16 protein-coding genes are annotated in these 15,258 nt (G+C 39.3%); 14 read left to right on the top strand and 2 right to left on the bottom strand.

Going from position 1 to position 15,258, the window contains the following annotated elements; genetic code table 11:
* Window positions 1-23: 23 nt before the first annotated feature.
* The 7 genes from OCF95_RS03665 to OCF95_RS03635 all read left to right on the top strand — a co-directional run bounded on the left by OCF95_RS03665 (window position 24) and on the right by OCF95_RS03635 (window position 5,838).
* Window positions 24-479, top strand: a complete 456-nt coding sequence (locus tag OCF95_RS03665; protein WP_237447095.1) for a MarR family winged helix-turn-helix transcriptional regulator — start codon at window positions 24-26, stop codon at window positions 477-479.
* Window positions 480-535: 56 nt separating this feature from the next.
* Window positions 536-1,768 carry an acyl-CoA thioesterase/BAAT N-terminal domain-containing protein gene (locus OCF95_RS03660; RefSeq protein ID WP_143952789.1) on the top strand — a complete coding sequence of 411 codons (1,233 nt, stop codon included), beginning with the start codon at window positions 536-538 and terminating at the stop codon, window positions 1,766-1,768.
* Between the two features lie 668 nt (window positions 1,769-2,436).
* Entirely contained in the window at window positions 2,437-3,303 is an 867-nt protein-coding gene (locus OCF95_RS03655; RefSeq protein ID WP_261104928.1) for an ABC transporter ATP-binding protein, read from the top strand.
* A complete protein-coding gene (locus OCF95_RS03650; RefSeq protein ID WP_261104927.1) occupies window positions 3,303-4,145 on the top strand; it encodes an ABC transporter permease in 843 nt (280 codons plus the stop codon). The genes OCF95_RS03655 and OCF95_RS03650 overlap by 1 nt, the downstream gene beginning before the upstream one ends.
* 18 nt (window positions 4,146-4,163) lie before the next feature.
* On the top strand, window positions 4,164-4,619 hold the full coding sequence (locus OCF95_RS03645; protein ID WP_049543950.1) for a LytTR family DNA-binding domain-containing protein: 456 nt from the start codon (window positions 4,164-4,166) through the stop codon (window positions 4,617-4,619).
* A gap of 9 nt (window positions 4,620-4,628) precedes the next feature.
* Window positions 4,629-5,048 carry a DUF3021 domain-containing protein gene (locus OCF95_RS03640; protein WP_033684393.1) on the top strand — a complete coding sequence of 140 codons (420 nt, stop codon included), beginning with the start codon at window positions 4,629-4,631 and terminating at the stop codon, window positions 5,046-5,048.
* A gap of 94 nt (window positions 5,049-5,142) precedes the next feature.
* Window positions 5,143-5,838 carry a GNAT family N-acetyltransferase gene (locus tag OCF95_RS03635; RefSeq protein ID WP_261104924.1) on the top strand — a complete coding sequence of 232 codons (696 nt, stop codon included), beginning with the start codon at window positions 5,143-5,145 and terminating at the stop codon, window positions 5,836-5,838.
* A gap of 623 nt (window positions 5,839-6,461) precedes the next feature.
* Here the strand turns inward: OCF95_RS03635 and OCF95_RS03630 are convergent.
* Both OCF95_RS03630 and OCF95_RS03625 read right to left on the bottom strand, forming a co-directional pair.
* Entirely contained in the window at window positions 6,462-6,554 is a 93-nt protein-coding gene (locus OCF95_RS03630; protein WP_000969508.1) for a type I toxin-antitoxin system Fst family toxin, read from the bottom strand.
* A gap of 341 nt (window positions 6,555-6,895) precedes the next feature.
* Window positions 6,896-6,988 carry a type I toxin-antitoxin system Fst family toxin gene (locus OCF95_RS03625; RefSeq protein WP_000970381.1) on the bottom strand — a complete coding sequence of 31 codons (93 nt, stop codon included), beginning with the start codon at window positions 6,986-6,988 and terminating at the stop codon, window positions 6,896-6,898.
* A 133-nt stretch (window positions 6,989-7,121) separates the two neighbouring features.
* Here OCF95_RS03625 and ruvB point away from each other — a divergent pair, with 133 nt between their 5' ends.
* From ruvB to bglA, 7 genes are all read left to right on the top strand, one after another.
* Entirely contained in the window at window positions 7,122-8,120 is a 999-nt protein-coding gene (gene ruvB / locus OCF95_RS03620; RefSeq protein WP_004242086.1) for a Holliday junction branch migration DNA helicase RuvB, read from the top strand.
* Window positions 8,101-8,673: a nucleotidyltransferase family protein gene (locus tag OCF95_RS03615; RefSeq protein ID WP_261104922.1), complete on the top strand. Its 573-nt coding sequence runs from the start codon at window positions 8,101-8,103 to the stop codon at window positions 8,671-8,673. Before ruvB ends, OCF95_RS03615 begins: the two co-directional genes overlap by 20 nt.
* Window positions 8,674-9,017: 344 nt before the next feature.
* Complete coding sequence (locus OCF95_RS03610) at window positions 9,018-9,776, top strand: isoprenyl transferase (protein ID WP_000466719.1); 759 nt, start codon at window positions 9,018-9,020, stop codon at window positions 9,774-9,776.
* Between the two features lie 8 nt (window positions 9,777-9,784).
* Window positions 9,785-10,588: a phosphatidate cytidylyltransferase gene (locus OCF95_RS03605; RefSeq protein ID WP_000189852.1), complete on the top strand. Its 804-nt coding sequence runs from the start codon at window positions 9,785-9,787 to the stop codon at window positions 10,586-10,588.
* 21 nt (window positions 10,589-10,609) lie between these two features.
* Window positions 10,610-11,869 carry an RIP metalloprotease RseP gene (gene rseP / locus OCF95_RS03600; RefSeq protein WP_261104919.1) on the top strand — a complete coding sequence of 420 codons (1,260 nt, stop codon included), beginning with the start codon at window positions 10,610-10,612 and terminating at the stop codon, window positions 11,867-11,869.
* Between the two features lie 12 nt (window positions 11,870-11,881).
* Window positions 11,882-13,735, top strand: coding sequence for a proline--tRNA ligase (locus OCF95_RS03595; RefSeq protein WP_261104918.1), 1,854 nt, complete (start codon window positions 11,882-11,884; stop codon window positions 13,733-13,735).
* Between the two features lie 98 nt (window positions 13,736-13,833).
* The gene (gene bglA / locus OCF95_RS03590; RefSeq protein WP_101782137.1) at window positions 13,834-15,213 is read left to right on the top strand and encodes a 6-phospho-beta-glucosidase; all 1,380 of its coding nucleotides are present in this window, start codon (window positions 13,834-13,836) and stop codon (window positions 15,211-15,213) included.
* The last annotated feature ends 45 nt before the right edge of the window (window positions 15,214-15,258 follow it).

Here is a 15,258-nt window from a genome sequence, read left to right as displayed (position 1 = left end):
GATTAACAAAGGAAAGAGAGATTATGGATAAAAAAGAATTTATTGCATTTAATAATCGTTTCAATAGATTTATTTTAGCGTTTGACCAGTTAAAAAAAAATCAACATAAAAGTGGTGTTGACAAATCCATTACTTTGAATGAGGTACATTTGATTGTTGTGATTGGGGAAAATCAGCCCTTAAATCTAGTAAAATTATCTGAATTATTAGAAGTTTCAAGAAGTGCAATAACTCAAAGTGTTAGGAGATTGATTCAAAAAAATTTAGTTGTTTTTGATTTTGATCCGAATAATGGGAAAAATAAATATTTGAGATTATCGGAAAAAGGCATCGAAATTTTTAAAATCCATAAGGAGCAACAAGAATATATTGAAAAATCAATCTTTTCAGTTTTAAACAACTATAGCGAGGTGGAACTTAAAACAGTTGTGAAATTGATGGAGGATATTGAAAAGGTGTGGGGAGAATTACCGTGGTAAAAGTCACGGTAAATTTCAAATATAATTGTTAAGTAAATTAACAAAAAGGAGAAGATATGACTGTAAACATAGAACTGATTTCACAAACAGATTTAGCGGATGAATCTTTTTATATTGCTATTAATGGTTTAGAACCAAGGGCAATGTATTGTGTAGAAATGTACCTGTCTGATTATTACTGTATAAATGCTCCCTTGCTTTTAGATCATGATGTTATATGGAAATCAACCGCAATTTTTTTATCTGATCAGGACGGTATGATTGATACCTCTCAGACGGCATCTATTTCGGGATCTTATAAAGGAGTTTCAGAAATGGGATTATTCTTTAATGCGAAACCGTTGAAGAATAGGAAAAGGAGATTACCGAGTTCTCTTGATAGAATTCCATTACGAGATTGTTTTGGTGTTGAAATTAAAATCAGGCTGGGAAAAGATATGGTCGCGGAGCAAAGTTTTGTAAGGCGTTATATGAATCTGGGAGTAAGATATCAAGATATCTATGACAAGCATTTTCAAGGTCGATTATTTTATGATGAAAAGTTAAGAAGGGCGCCAGCCGTGATTATTGTTAGCGGTAGTGAGGGAAGAATTGAAAAAGCTCAGAATATTGCCCAACTTTTATCTTCTAGAGGCTATATTTGTCTTGCGATAGCTTATTTTGGTTTAGAGGGATTACCCCAAAATTTAGAACGAATTCCAATAGAATGTCTGGAGGAGGCGAAAGATTTTCTATATCATCATCCTCAAGTTGATAATACAAAAATAGGAATATATGGTCGCTCTAAAGGAGCAGAGCTTGTTCTGGCTGGACAAAGTATTTTGGAAGATGTGCAATGTTTGGTACTCAATTCCCCCTCAAATGTAATATTTGAGGGAATAAAGGGAAAACTCAATTCTAATTCATCTTCTTGGACATATTTACAAAAGGAACTTCCTTATCAAAAATTTCAGTTAGGAGAGTATTTGTTAAATAAGTTTTTTGGAAAACATATTCCTGAAGATAGTAGGGCTCAGATTGATGTGAGTAAAATTTCCTCCCCTTTATTATTACTAGGAAGCGATGTTGATGAAATATGGAATGCATCATCCGCGATAGATGATATCATTTCACATTATAAAGGGGAATCCATTTTGTTTAAAAAATACCATGAAACAGGGCATATGTTGACGGTTGCTTATCAACCGAATCATCGTTATCGAAAAGATTGGCGCTTATTAATGAAAGAAAGTGTAGACTCTTGGCTTGTTACGATAAATTTTTTTGATACACATCTGAAGAATTTGTAGATAGTGCTGAACCGTACTATAATAGTCCTAACTAAGATAAAAACACAGTTCTGGTTGGTAGTCCAGTCTACAAAAGCAAACACTAAAACAAGAGAAATTTGAATACAAACAGTAAAAAATAGAGAGAAGTACAAGAGTTACTAGTGACTTTCTCTTTCATAAAATAGAACAGCTCTTCTCGGATAAAAAGAGCTGTTTTTTGCTTGTATTGAAAATTCTTTTCATAGATTATTTCCTAATGGATTTACTTGTCGTTAAAAATTTAGCTAATGGAAGTTTCAAATTCAGGACAATACTTACTTGCTTCAAATTCAATCATATCATATTCAGCAGTTTCATTTTGATAGAAGGGATTGTGTGTCATGATTTCTAGTTAATTTTTTATTGTTTGATTTGGCGAGAATAATACTACCGATTCTTGAATTTTTCGGCCAGATGCGGTAAAACATCTCTTTTATAGCGCATATTTAAAAATATAATGTGTTCTTGTAAGTGTTTTTAAGCTTCATTTAGCAATTCGGTAGGAGAAAAATGGCTGTAGCCTTCTCTACTTTAACTTAACCCTAATCATCTCACCACTTAACCTTTTATTTTAACCACTTATCTCAAAAGTCGCTTTTTCTGTCATTCTTTTTGTTAAACTAGTGAGGTAAAGAGGAGGGAAAAATATGATTTTACAAGCTAAACATTTGACTAAACGGTACGGCGATCATATGGCAGTTGACGATATTCAGTTAGAGTTTGAAAAAGGGAGTTTTAATGCTATTTTGGGACCCAATGGTGCAGGAAAATCAACCACCATTTCCATGTTAATCGGTTTGAAAAAGCCGGCACAAGGTCAGATTCGCTATGCGCCAAATACGAAAATCGGAGTTGTTTTTCAAGCTAGTGTACTGGATGAGATGTTAACGGTTAGGGAAAATCTCACTATTCGCGCGCAACAGTATAAGGAGATTGCAGCGAGTCGTGTGGATGATTTGATCCATCAACTGGGCTTGACTGCTTTCCAGAAACAACTATATGGGACTTTATCAGGTGGGCAAAAACGTCGGGTTGATATTGCGCGTGCTCTTCTTTCGCAACCAGATATCCTTTTCTTGGATGAACCAACGACAGGTCTTGATATTCAAACTCGCAAATCAATCTGGGATCTTCTGTATCGACTACAAAAGGATGAAGGAATGACTATTATCTTAACGACACATTATCTGGATGAAGCGGATGAAGCGGATCAGATCTATATCGTTGATCATGGGAAAGTGATTGCACAAGGTTCTGCGACTAAGATTAAAAGTCAGTATGCATCTAATATCCTAAAAATTCGTTTTAAAGAAATAACCGATTTAGAAAAATTGCTACGGACTGGGATGGTAGTAGAGAAAGAAAATAAGTTTGAATATCTTTTTTATCCAAGAACGTCACTGGAAGCTATTGAATATTTGGAAAAAGTTCGAGAAGAAATTGATTCTTTTGAGTTTCGCCCAGGTACCATGGATGATGCCTTTATTGCACTTACAGGAAGAGAGGTTCGCTAATGTTAGCTTTATTGAAACGGAATTTTATCTTATATTTTCGTAATCGTTCAGGAGTATTTTTCTCATTATTGGGGGCATTGATTTCCTTCCTGCTTTATATCATTTTTTTGCAGAAGAACTTGACGGATGCTTGGACCCAACTCCCTGATAATACGAAGCTTTTAAATAACTGGCTGATGGGTGGGACCTTGGCTGTGACTGGGATTACAACCAGTTTTGCGGCTCTTACACAAATGATACAGGATCGTGAAAATCAAGTAGATCAAGATCTTTTCTTGACAGATTTAGGTAGCTGGGGCTTACAGGTGTCCTATCTAATCAGCAGTATTATCATTTCTTTTGTCATGCAGGTGTTTATGTTTGCTGTTATGAGCCTTTATTTTAGAGAAAGTCCAGTTATCAGTTATTTACCGGAAATTACTTTGATTATGCTGTTAAGCAGTCTGCTTTCAAGTGTGGTAAATATTCTTTTGATTTACCGTTTTCAATCTGTAGATAGTCTTGGCAAACTGGCAACTATAGTGGGGACTGCTTCTGGATTTTTGGTAGGAACTTATATCCCCATTGGAGTATTACCTGATTTTGCACAAATTATCATGAAGTGTACCCCTGCAACTTATATTGCTTCTCTCTATCGACAAATTTTAATGAAAGAGCGGTTAGAAACTGCATTTACAGGAAATAGCAGTCTGTTACAGGAATTTCAAGAAAAAATGGGAATTCAAATCAACTGGCAAGAACTATTGACAAAGGAAGAGACATACTTTATAGTGGTTATTATCAGTCTTGTCGCTATTCTTCTTTGGCTTTTATTTGTTAAAGTGTTTAGCAAGAGAAAATAAAGGTATATTGGAGAGAAAATGAAGATTCGTTTTGAAATGAAGACAGAGTTTTCAGAAAAGGACCCACATATTGTAATTCAGGCAGCTCAGTTAACTGACCAAGCAAGGGAAGTTATGGAGTATTTAGAACAATTTTCAACAACCAATCAGGTGGCCATTCCTATTCGGGCGGATGATTATCTGGTTATGGTGAAGATTGAGGATATTATTCTAGCTGATATTGATAAGAATTTATTAACCATTTATACGGTAGACGGGATTTATAAAACTAAGGAAACATTGATAAACTTTCAGAATCGGATTAATCGGCGTAACTTTATACAGATATCACGTCATTCAATTATAAACATTGACCACTTAGAATCGTTATCAGATAGTTTTTCAGGGAACATGATGGCTAAAATGACTCGGGGCATCAAATCTAGTGTGAGTCGGAAATACGTTAAGTCCTTAATGAATTATCTAGGTTTATAGGAGAAAATCATGAAACGATTAATTGATTATTTTGTATCGGGAATGCGCACGGCTTCCTTCTTTTATTTGAGTATGATGTTATTAGCTCAGTGTTATCCAAGCATTACCTATCCTGCACCAATGGTAAAAAATATTCTAGCTCTGTTTTTAATGGGTGGAATTATGGGGGTATTGACTTTAATACTTGAAAAGCTAGAGTTTCTTGCTTTTAGTATACGTGTAGGAGTTCATTTATTAGTTACAGCTACTGTCTTAGTATTGACCTCTCTATTTTTTGGCTGGGGTTCAGTTTTATGGAGCCCTCTGCTTTGGTTCTTTTTCTTGTTAATTTATGGATTGATATGGTTGTATCAAATCTGGCGGACTCATAAACTCACACAACAAATTAATCAAGCCTTGGAGGATAAAAGAAAGAAAACGGATAAATAGTGTAGTGTTTAGTATGAAGTTAGAGGAGAGTGCTAGTTTCCATTTAGAGTAATTTATGATATAGTATTTTCAGTGTAAAAACAAGGAGAATACTATGCCAGTAAATGAATATGGTCAGATGATTGGTGAGTCAATGGAAGGTTATACACCGGGCGAATTGCCTTCTATTGATTTCTTAGAAGGGCGTTATGCTAGGGTAGAGGCTCTTTCGGCGGAAAAGCATGCGGAGGATTTATTAGCTGTTTATGGTCCAGATACTCCTCGAGAGATGTGGACCTACCTCTTTCAGGAGTCAGTGGCGGATATGGAGGAGCTGGTTGCCGTTTTAAATCAGATGTTGGCTCGTAAGGATCGCTTTTACTATGCAATTATAGACAAGGAAACTGGTAAGGCCTTGGGAACTTTTTCTCTCATGCGCATTGACCAGAATAACCGAGTGATAGAAGTGGGAGCGGTCACTTTTTCTCCAGAACTCAGGGGAACACGTATAGGGACAGAGGCTCAGTATCTCCTAGCGCGATATGTTTTTGAGGAGCTTAACTATCGTCGCTACGAATGGAAATGTGATTCTCTTAATCTGCCATCCAGACGAGCTGCGGAGCGTTTGGGATTTGTCTATGAAGGAACCTTCCGTCAGGCAGTCGTTTATAAGGGGCGTACGAGAGATACGGATTGGTTGTCTATGATTGATAAGAACTGGCCTCAAGTCAAAGCTCGTTTAGAAATATGGTTGGCTTCTGAAAATTTTGATAAAAATGGACGACAGTACAAGAGTTTGAGAGAACTCTAAGAGGTGTTATATAGGAATGACTTGGATAAACAGAGAAAAATAATAAAACTTGTTTGTTCTTAAGTAAAGTTTAAGGATGGTCTAGTATTATATAGTTATTAAATAAAGACCTCCTAACTTTATTTAATGAAATCCTAAAACTTTTTTTCATCATAATCTCCTAATGAAGTCACCCAATCAGGTGACTTTTTTGTGAGGTGAAGTGCTAGTGATAGAAATTTTTTGCATAATAGTAAAATTTGAGAAAAGTTAAGCTAGTTTTAAGCTTCGTCTTGTATTATATAGTTATTAAATAAAGACCTCCTAACTTTATTTAATAAAATCCTAAACTTTTCTTTTTCATAATAATCTCCCTTAACTCCACCCAATCAGGTGGAGTTTTTTGGCTCTATTTCAGGCTTTTGGGGACTATTCTAAAAATCATTTTTCGATAGCTTTCTCTAAATCTTATAAACTTTATTGGACAGATTCTAAAGTTGGAGAAGCTGAATTGATGAAGATATAAACCTTTGACAAATTTTGTGAACTATGGGATAATAAAAGGGAATTAAGTATTGTGTCTATATCATAGGCTAGAAAAGACCCCAAGCTCACGTCCAAATAAGCTTGGGGTCTTTTTGACACTATTTGTCCTTGTTTAGCCATTTATCGACTATACGAAGAACGACACCGACCACAATTGGTCCGATGATAGTTTTAAGTATTGTATCCATCATGGGCTATCTCACCTCCTTTCGCAGGCGGTGTAGAAGTGCCGAATAATATTATACCACATATGTGCTAAACTTAGGAGTCACCCAATCAGGTGGAGTTTTTTTGCTCTATTTCAGGCTTTTCGGAAGTTTTCTAAATATCATTTTTCAATAGCTTTCTCTAAATCTTATAAACTTTATTGGACAGATTCTAAAGTTGGAGAAGCTGAATGGATGAGGATATAAACCTTTGACAAAATTCGTGAACTATGGGATAATAAAAAGGAATTGAGTACTAGTTCTATATCATAGGCTAGAAAAGACCCCAAGCTCACGACCAAATAAGCTTGAGGTCTTTTTTGACACTATTTGTCCTTGTTTAGCCATTTATCGACTATACGAAGAACGACACCGACCACAATTGGTCCGATGATAGTTTTGAGTACTAATTCCATCATGGGCTATCTCACCTCCTTTCGCAGGCGGTGTAGAAGTGCCGTAGAATATTATACCACATAAGTGCTAAACTCAGGAGTCACCCAATCAGGTGGCTTTTTTGTTTGTGGCTTGGTTTTTTGATATAATAGAGCCATGAGTAGAATTTTAGATAATGAGATAATGGGGGATGAGGAGTTAGTAGAACGCACGCTCCGTCCTCAGTACTTACGTGAATATATTGGGCAGGACAAGGTCAAGGACCAGCTCCAAATCTTTATCGAGGCTGCCAAAATGCGGGATGAAGCGCTGGATCATGTCCTCTTATTTGGCCCTCCAGGTTTGGGAAAAACGACCATGGCTTTTGTTATTGCCAACGAACTAGGTGTCAATCTCAAGCAGACTTCGGGTCCAGTCATTGAAAAAGCTGGTGATCTAGTAGCGATTTTGAATGATTTAGAGCCTGGGGATGTCCTTTTTATTGATGAGATTCATCGCTTGCCCATGTCAGTGGAAGAGGTGCTTTATAGTGCTATGGAGGATTTCTACATTGACATCATGATTGGGGCTGGTGAAGGCAGTCGCAGCGTTCATTTGGAGTTGCCACCTTTTACCTTGATTGGTGCGACGACTCGGGCTGGTATGCTTTCAAATCCGCTACGGGCACGTTTTGGGATTACAGGGCATATGGAGTATTATGCCCATGCTGACTTGACAGAAATTGTTGAGCGGACAGCAGATATTTTTGAGATGGAAATCACTCATGAGGCGGCATCTGAGTTGGCCTTGCGTAGTCGTGGAACCCCTCGTATTGCCAATCGTCTCCTCAAGCGCGTGCGCGATTTTGCCCAGATTATGGGGAATGGGGTTATCGATGATCTTATTACCGATAAGGCTCTGACCATGCTAGATGTTGACCATGAAGGCTTGGACTATGTGGACCAGAAAATCCTTCGCACCATGATTGAGATGTACGGTGGTGGTCCTGTTGGTCTAGGAACTCTTTCTGTTAACATAGCAGAAGAGCGTGAGACAGTTGAAGACATGTATGAGCCCTACTTGATTCAAAAAGGTTTTATCATGCGGACACGGTCTGGACGGGTGGCGACTGCTAAGGCATATGAGCATTTGGGGTATGAGTACAATGAAAAATAAGCAAGAAATTCTGGAAGTTTTCAGAGAAAATCTGGATATGATGGCTATTCTGACTATCATCCGAAACCTTGGTCTGAAAGATTCTTGGTTGGCAGCAGGTTCTGTCAGAAATTTTATCTGGAATCTCTTGTCAGAGAGACCAGCATTTGATCTTGAAACAGATGTAGATGTGATTTTCTTTGATCCAGATATTTCTTATGAGGAAACCTTGTCCCTAGAGAAAAAGCTGAGAGAGGACTTTCCTCAGTACCAGTGGGAATTGAAAAATCAGGTCTATATGCACCAGCACAGCCCTCATACTGCTCCCTATAGCAGCTCTTGTGATGCTATGAGTAAGTATCCAGAACGGTGTACGGCTGTTGGACTACGCTTGAATGAAGAATCCGATTTTGAACTCTATGCACCTTATGGTTTGGAGGATATTTTGAATTTTCAAGTTCGTCCCACTCCTCATTTCTTAGAAAATGAAGACCGAATGGCTCTCTATCAAACACGATTATCCAAGAAAAATTGGCAGGAAAAATGGAAAAATTTGATTTTTAAAAATACTTAAGGAAACTTTAAGCTAGGAAGTGTATACTAAGTCCATAAGTTAAGAAGACCTTAACTTAAACTCCTAAAACTTTTTCATAATAATCTCCCTATAAAAAATAAAGTCGCCCAATCAGGCGGCTTATTTTTTTGGAAATGGGCTTTGTGCCTGAGAATAATACTCAATGAAAATCAAAGAGCAAACTAGGAAGCTAGCCGCAGGTTGCTCAAAACACTGTTTTGAGGTTGCAGATAGAGCTGACGTGGTTTGAAGAGATTTTCGAAGAGTATAAATAGCTTAGTGATAGAAGAAAATAGGGAAATATGGTATAATGAAACGATAGATTTTTGAATAGGAATAAGATCATGTTTGGATTTTTTAAGAAAGATAAGGCTGTGGAAGTAGAGGTTCCGACACAGGTTCCTGCTCATATCGGCATCATCATGGATGGCAATGGGCGTTGGGCTAAAAAACGTATGCAACCGCGAGTCTTCGGACACAAGGCGGGCATGGAAGCATTGCAAACTGTGACCAAGGCAGCCAACAAACTAGGCGTCAAGGTGATTACAGTTTATGCTTTTTCTACAGAAAACTGGACCCGTCCAGATCAGGAAGTCAAGTTTATCATGAACTTGCCAGTAGAGTTTTATGATAATTATGTCCCGGAATTGCATGCGAATAATGTTAAGATTCAAATGATTGGGGAGACGGACCGACTGCCTAAGCAAACCTTTGAAGCTTTAACCAAGGCTGAGGAATTGACTAAGAACAATACAGGTTTGATTCTTAACTTTGCTCTTAACTATGGTGGACGTGCTGAGATTACGCAGGCGCTTAAGTTGATTTCCCAGGATGTTTTAGATGCCAAAATCAACCCAGGTGACATCACAGAGGAATTGATTGGCAACTATCTCTTTACCCAGCATTTGCCTAAGGACTTACGAGATCCGGACTTGATTATCCGTACTAGTGGAGAATTGCGTTTGAGTAATTTCCTTCCATGGCAAGGAGCCTACAGTGAGCTCTATTTTACGGACACCTTGTGGCCTGATTTTGACGAGGCGGCCTTGCAGGAAGCCATTCTTGCCTACAATCGTCGTCATCGCCGATTTGGAGGAGTTTAGGAGGAAATATGACACAGGATTTACAGAAAAGAACCTTGTTTGCAGGGATTGCCCTGGCTATTTTCCTACCAATTTTAATGATTGGGGGACTCTTGCTTCAGATAGCAATTGGAATCATAGCCATGCTAGCCATGCATGAACTTTTGAAGATGAGAGGTCTAGAGACCATGACGATGGAGGGCCTCTTGACCCTCTTTGCAACCTTTGCTTTGACCATTCCCTTGGAGAATTACCTGACTTTTTTACCAGTTGATGGGAATGTAGTTGCCTATAGTGTTTTGATTTCAATTATGTTAGGAACGACTGTTTTTAGCAAGTCCTATACGATTGAGGATGCTGTTTTCCCTCTTGCTATGAGCTTTTATGTGGGCTTTGGTTTTAATGCTCTATTAGATGCTAGAATTGCAGGTTTAGATAAGGCACTATTAGCCTTGTGTATCGTCTGGGCGACAGACAGTGGTGCCTATCTTGTTGGGATGAACTATGGTAAACGAAAACTAGCTCCGACAGTTTCTCCAAATAAAACCTTTGAGGGTGCCTTGGGTGGTATTTTAGGTGCGATTTTAGTAACCATCATCTTTATGATGTTTGACAGAACAGTTGCTCTTCCGTATGGAATTTACAAGATGTCCGTCTTTGCTATTTTCTTTAGCATTGCTGGACAATTTGGTGATTTACTAGAAAGTTCGATCAAGCGTCACTTTGGTGTCAAGGATTCTGGGAAATTTATCCCTGGACATGGTGGTGTTTTGGATCGTTTTGATAGTATGTTGCTTGTATTTCCAATCATGCACTTGTTTGGACTCTTTTAATCAAAAGACGGAGGAAATACTATGCTCGGAATTTTAACCTTTATTCTGGTTTTCGGGATTATTGTGGTAGTGCACGAGTTCGGACACTTCTACTTTGCCAAGAAATCAGGGATTCTAGTGCGTGAATTTGCCATTGGAATGGGCCCCAAAATCTTTGCTCACATTGGCAAGGATGGAACGGCCTATACCATTCGAATCTTGCCTCTGGGTGGCTATGTTCGCATGGCCGGTTGGGGTGATGATACAACTGAAATCAAGACAGGAACTCCTGTCAGTTTGACTCTTGCTGATGATGGTAAGGTTAAGCGCATCAATCTTTCTGGTAAAAAATTAGATCAAACAGCTCTTCCTATGCAGGTGACCCAGTTTGACTTTGAAGACAAGCTTTTTATCAAGGGTTTGGTTCTGGAAGAAGAAAAAACATTTGCAGTAGATCACGATGCAACGGTTGTGGAAGCAGATGGTACTGAGGTTCGGATTGCTCCCTTGGATGTTCAATATCAAAATGCAACTATCTGGGGCAAACTCATTACCAACTTTGCAGGACCTATGAATAACTTTATCTTAGGTGTCGTTGTTTTTTGGATTTTAATCTTCATGCAGGGTGGCGTCAGAGATGTTGATACTAACCAGTTCCATGTCATGCCCCAAGGGGCTTTGGCCAAGGTGGGAGTGCCAGAAACGGCACAAATTACCAAGATTGGCTCACATGAGATTAACAACTGGGAAAGCTTGATTCAGGCTGTGGAAACAGAAACCAAAGATAAGACGGCCCCGACTTTGGATGTGACTATTTCTGAAAATGGTAGTGACAAACAAGTCACTGTTAGTCCGGAAGAAAGTCAAGGTCGTTACCTTCTAGGTGTTCAACCGGGGATTAAGTCAGATTTTCTATCCATGTTTGTAGGTGGTTTTACAACTGCTGCTGACTCGGCCCTACGAATTCTATCAGCTCTGAAAAATCTGATTTTCCAACCGGATTTGAACAAGCTAGGTGGACCTGTTGCCATCTTTAAGGCAAGTAGTGATGCTGCTAAAAATGGAATTGAGAATGTCTTGTACTTCTTGGCAATGATTTCCATCAATATTGGGATTTTTAATCTTATTCCGATTCCAGCATTGGATGGTGGTAAGATTGTGCTCAATATCCTGGAAGCCATTCGCCGCAAACCATTGAAACAAGAAATTGAAACCTATGTCACCTTGGCCGGAGTGGTCATCATGGTTGTCTTGATGATCGCTGTGACCTGGAATGACATCATGCGACTCTTTTTTAGATAACCGAGGAATATTATGAAACAAAGTAAAATGCCTATCCCAACGCTTCGCGAAATGCCAAGCGATGCTCAAGTTATTAGCCATGCTCTTATGTTGCGAGCTGGTTATGTTCGCCAAGTTTCAGCAGGTGTTTATTCTTACTTACCACTTGCCAACCGTGTGATTGAAAAAGCCAAAAATATCATGCGCCAAGAATTTGATAAGATTGGTGCCGTTGAGATGTTGGCTCCTGCCCTCCTCAGTGCAGAATTGTGGCGCGAATCAGGTCGTTACGAAACTTATGGTGAAGACCTTTACAAACTAAAAAATCGTGAAAAATCAGACTTTATCCTAGGTCCAACTCACGAAGAAACCTTTACAGCTATTGTCCGTGATTCTGTTAAGTCTTACAAGCAATTGCCACTCAACCTTTACCAAATCCAACCTAAGTATCGTGATGAAAAACGCCCACGTAATGGACTTCTTCGTACACGTGAGTTCATCATGAAGGATGCTTACAGCTTTCACGCTAACTATGATAGCTTGGACAGTGTTTATGATGAGTACAAGGCTGCTTATGAGCGTATTTTCACTCGTAGTGGTTTAGATTTCAAGGCAATTATTGGTGACGGTGGAGCTATGGGTGGTAAGGACAGCCAAGAATTTATGGCCATTACACCTGCTCGTACAGACCTTGACCGCTGGGTCGTCTTGGACAAGTCAGTTGCTTCATTTGATGAAATTCCTGCAGAAGTGCAAGAAGAAATCAAGGCAGAATTGCTTAAATGGATGGTTTCTGGTGAAGATACCATTGCTTACTCAAGTGAGTCTAGCTATGCTGCTAACTTGGAAATGGCAACAAACGAGTACAAACCAAGCAACCGTGTCGTTGCTGAAGAAGAAGTGACTCGTGTTGCAACACCAGATGTTAAAACAATCGATGAAGTTGCCGCCTTCCTCAACGTTCCAGAAGAACAAACGATTAAAACCCTCTTCTACATGGCAGACGGTGAGCTTGTTGCCGCCCTTCTAGTTGGAAATGATCAGCTTAATGAAGTTAAGTTGAAAAACCACTTGGGAGCAGATTTCTTTGACGTTGCTAGCGAAGAAGAAGTGGCAAATGTTGTTCAAGCAGGATTTGGTTCACTTGGCCCAGTTGCTTTGCCAGAGAATATTAAAATTATTGCAGATCGTAAAGTGCAAGATGTTCGCAATGCAGTTGTCGGTGCTAACGAAGATGGCTACCACTTGACTGGTGTGAACCCAGGCCGTGATTTTACTGCAGAATATGTGGATATCCGTGAAGTTCGTGAGGGTGAAATTTCTCCAGACGGACAAGGTGTCCTTAACTTTGCGCGTGGTATCGAAATTGGTCACATCTTCAAACTCGGCACTCGCTATTCAGCAAGTATGGGAGCAGATGTTTTGGACGAAAATGGCCGTGCTGTGCCAATTATCATGGGATGTTACGGTATCGGTGTCAGCCGTCTCCTTTCAGCAGTGATGGAGCAACACGCTCGCCTCTTTGTTAACAAAACGCCAAAAGGTGAATACCGTTACGCTTGGGGAATCAACTTCCCTAAAGAATTGGCACCATTTGATGTGCACTTGATCACTGTCAATGTCAAGGATGATGAAGCGCAAGCCTTGACAGAAAAGCTTGAAGCAAGCTTGATGGGAGCTGGTTACGAAGTCTTGACAGATGACCGTAACGAACGTGTTGGTGTTAAATTCAGCGATAGTGACTTGATTGGATTGCCAATCCGTATCACTGTTGGTAAAAAAGCAGCCGATGGTATCGTAGAAGTGAAGATTAAAGCGACTGGTGATACCATCGAAGTTCATGCAGATAACTTGCTTGAAACGCTTGAAATTCTCAGCAAGAAATAAAAACTATAATCAGAAGAAAAACAAGGAAAAAATGTAACTAGTTTTTACCTTGTTTTTTCTATATAATGGGAAAAATGAGTAGATAAAGAGGTAAATGTATGCTAAGATTTCCAAAGGATTTTGTCTGGGGATCCTCTACTTCTGGACCACAAACAGAAGGACGTGTAGCTGGTGACGGTAAGGGAGATAATCTATGGGATTATTGGTACCAAGTGGAGCCAAATCGTTACTATAATGGAATTGGTCCAGATAAGACATCGACTTTTTATGAAAACTGGGAACAGGATATTGAGCTACTGTTAGAAACTGGTCACACGGCCTTTCGGACTTCTATTCAGTGGTCACGGATTTTTCCACAAGGGCGTGGGGAAGTCAATCCTCAAGGTGTAGACTTTTACCGTAAGGTTTTTGAGGCTATTAAGGACAAAGGGATTCGTCTTTTAGTGAATCTTTATCATTTTGATTTGCCTTTTGCCCTTCAAGAGGATGGTGATGGTTGGGAAAATAAGGCGACTGTCTCAGCCTATGAAGACTATGCTCGTTTTTGTTTTGAGACTTATGGAGATTTAGTGGATCAATGGATTACCTTTAACGAGCCAATCGTTCCAGTAGAATTTGGCTATTTTTACGATGCCCATTATCCACATAAGGTGGATGCAGAGGCAGCCGTTAAAGTAGCTTATCATACACAATTGGCTAGCAGTCGGACGGTTAAGGCTTGTCATGAACTCTTGCCTGATTCCAAGATTGGGATTGTCCTCAACTTGACACCGGCTTATCCACGTAGCCAGCATCCTGCTGATGTCAAGGCAGCTCGTATTGCGGACCTCTTTCAGGCCCAATCTTTCTTAGATCCGTCCGTTTTGGGTACTTATCCACAGGAGTTAGTAGAAATCTTGCATGAATACGGTCTCTTGCCTGATGCTACAGAGGAGGAGTTGGATCTTATTCGTGACAATACGGTGGACTTCCTTGGTGTCAACTACTATCAACCTTTGCGTGTTATGGCACCTCGATTTGCTAAGCATCCAGAGAGTCCACTCTTGCCAGAACATTTTTACGAGCCTTATGTGATGCCTGGACGTAAAATCAATCCTCATCGTGGCTGGGAGATTTATGAGCAAGGGATTTATGACATTGCCCAAAATATCAAGGAAAATTATGGCAATATTGAGTGGATGTTGACAGAGAATGGTATGGGTGTTGAAGGGGAAGAAAAATTCCGTCAAGATGGAATGATTCAAGATGATTACCGTATTGACTTTGTAAAAGGTCATCTTCGTGAACTTCACCGTGCTATTGAAGATGGAGCCAACTGTAAAGGATACTTAATCTGGACCTTTATTGACTGTTGGTCATGGCTCAATAGTTATAAAAATCGCTATGGCTTGGTCGAATTAGACTTGGAAACGCAAGAACGTCGTCTGAAGAAATCAGGGCACTGGTTCAAGGAATTAAGCGATAATAATGGATTTTAAAAAGGACTCTGACTGATTATCCTAATTGGTCAGAGTCTTTTGCTT

The sequence above is a fragment of the Streptococcus mitis genome (genome assembly GCF_946188615.1).
GTDB lineage: Bacteria > Bacillota > Bacilli > Lactobacillales > Streptococcaceae > Streptococcus > Streptococcus mitis_BZ.
Note: the sequence above shows the minus strand (reverse complement) of the source record. Positions and strands in the feature narration are given on the sequence as shown.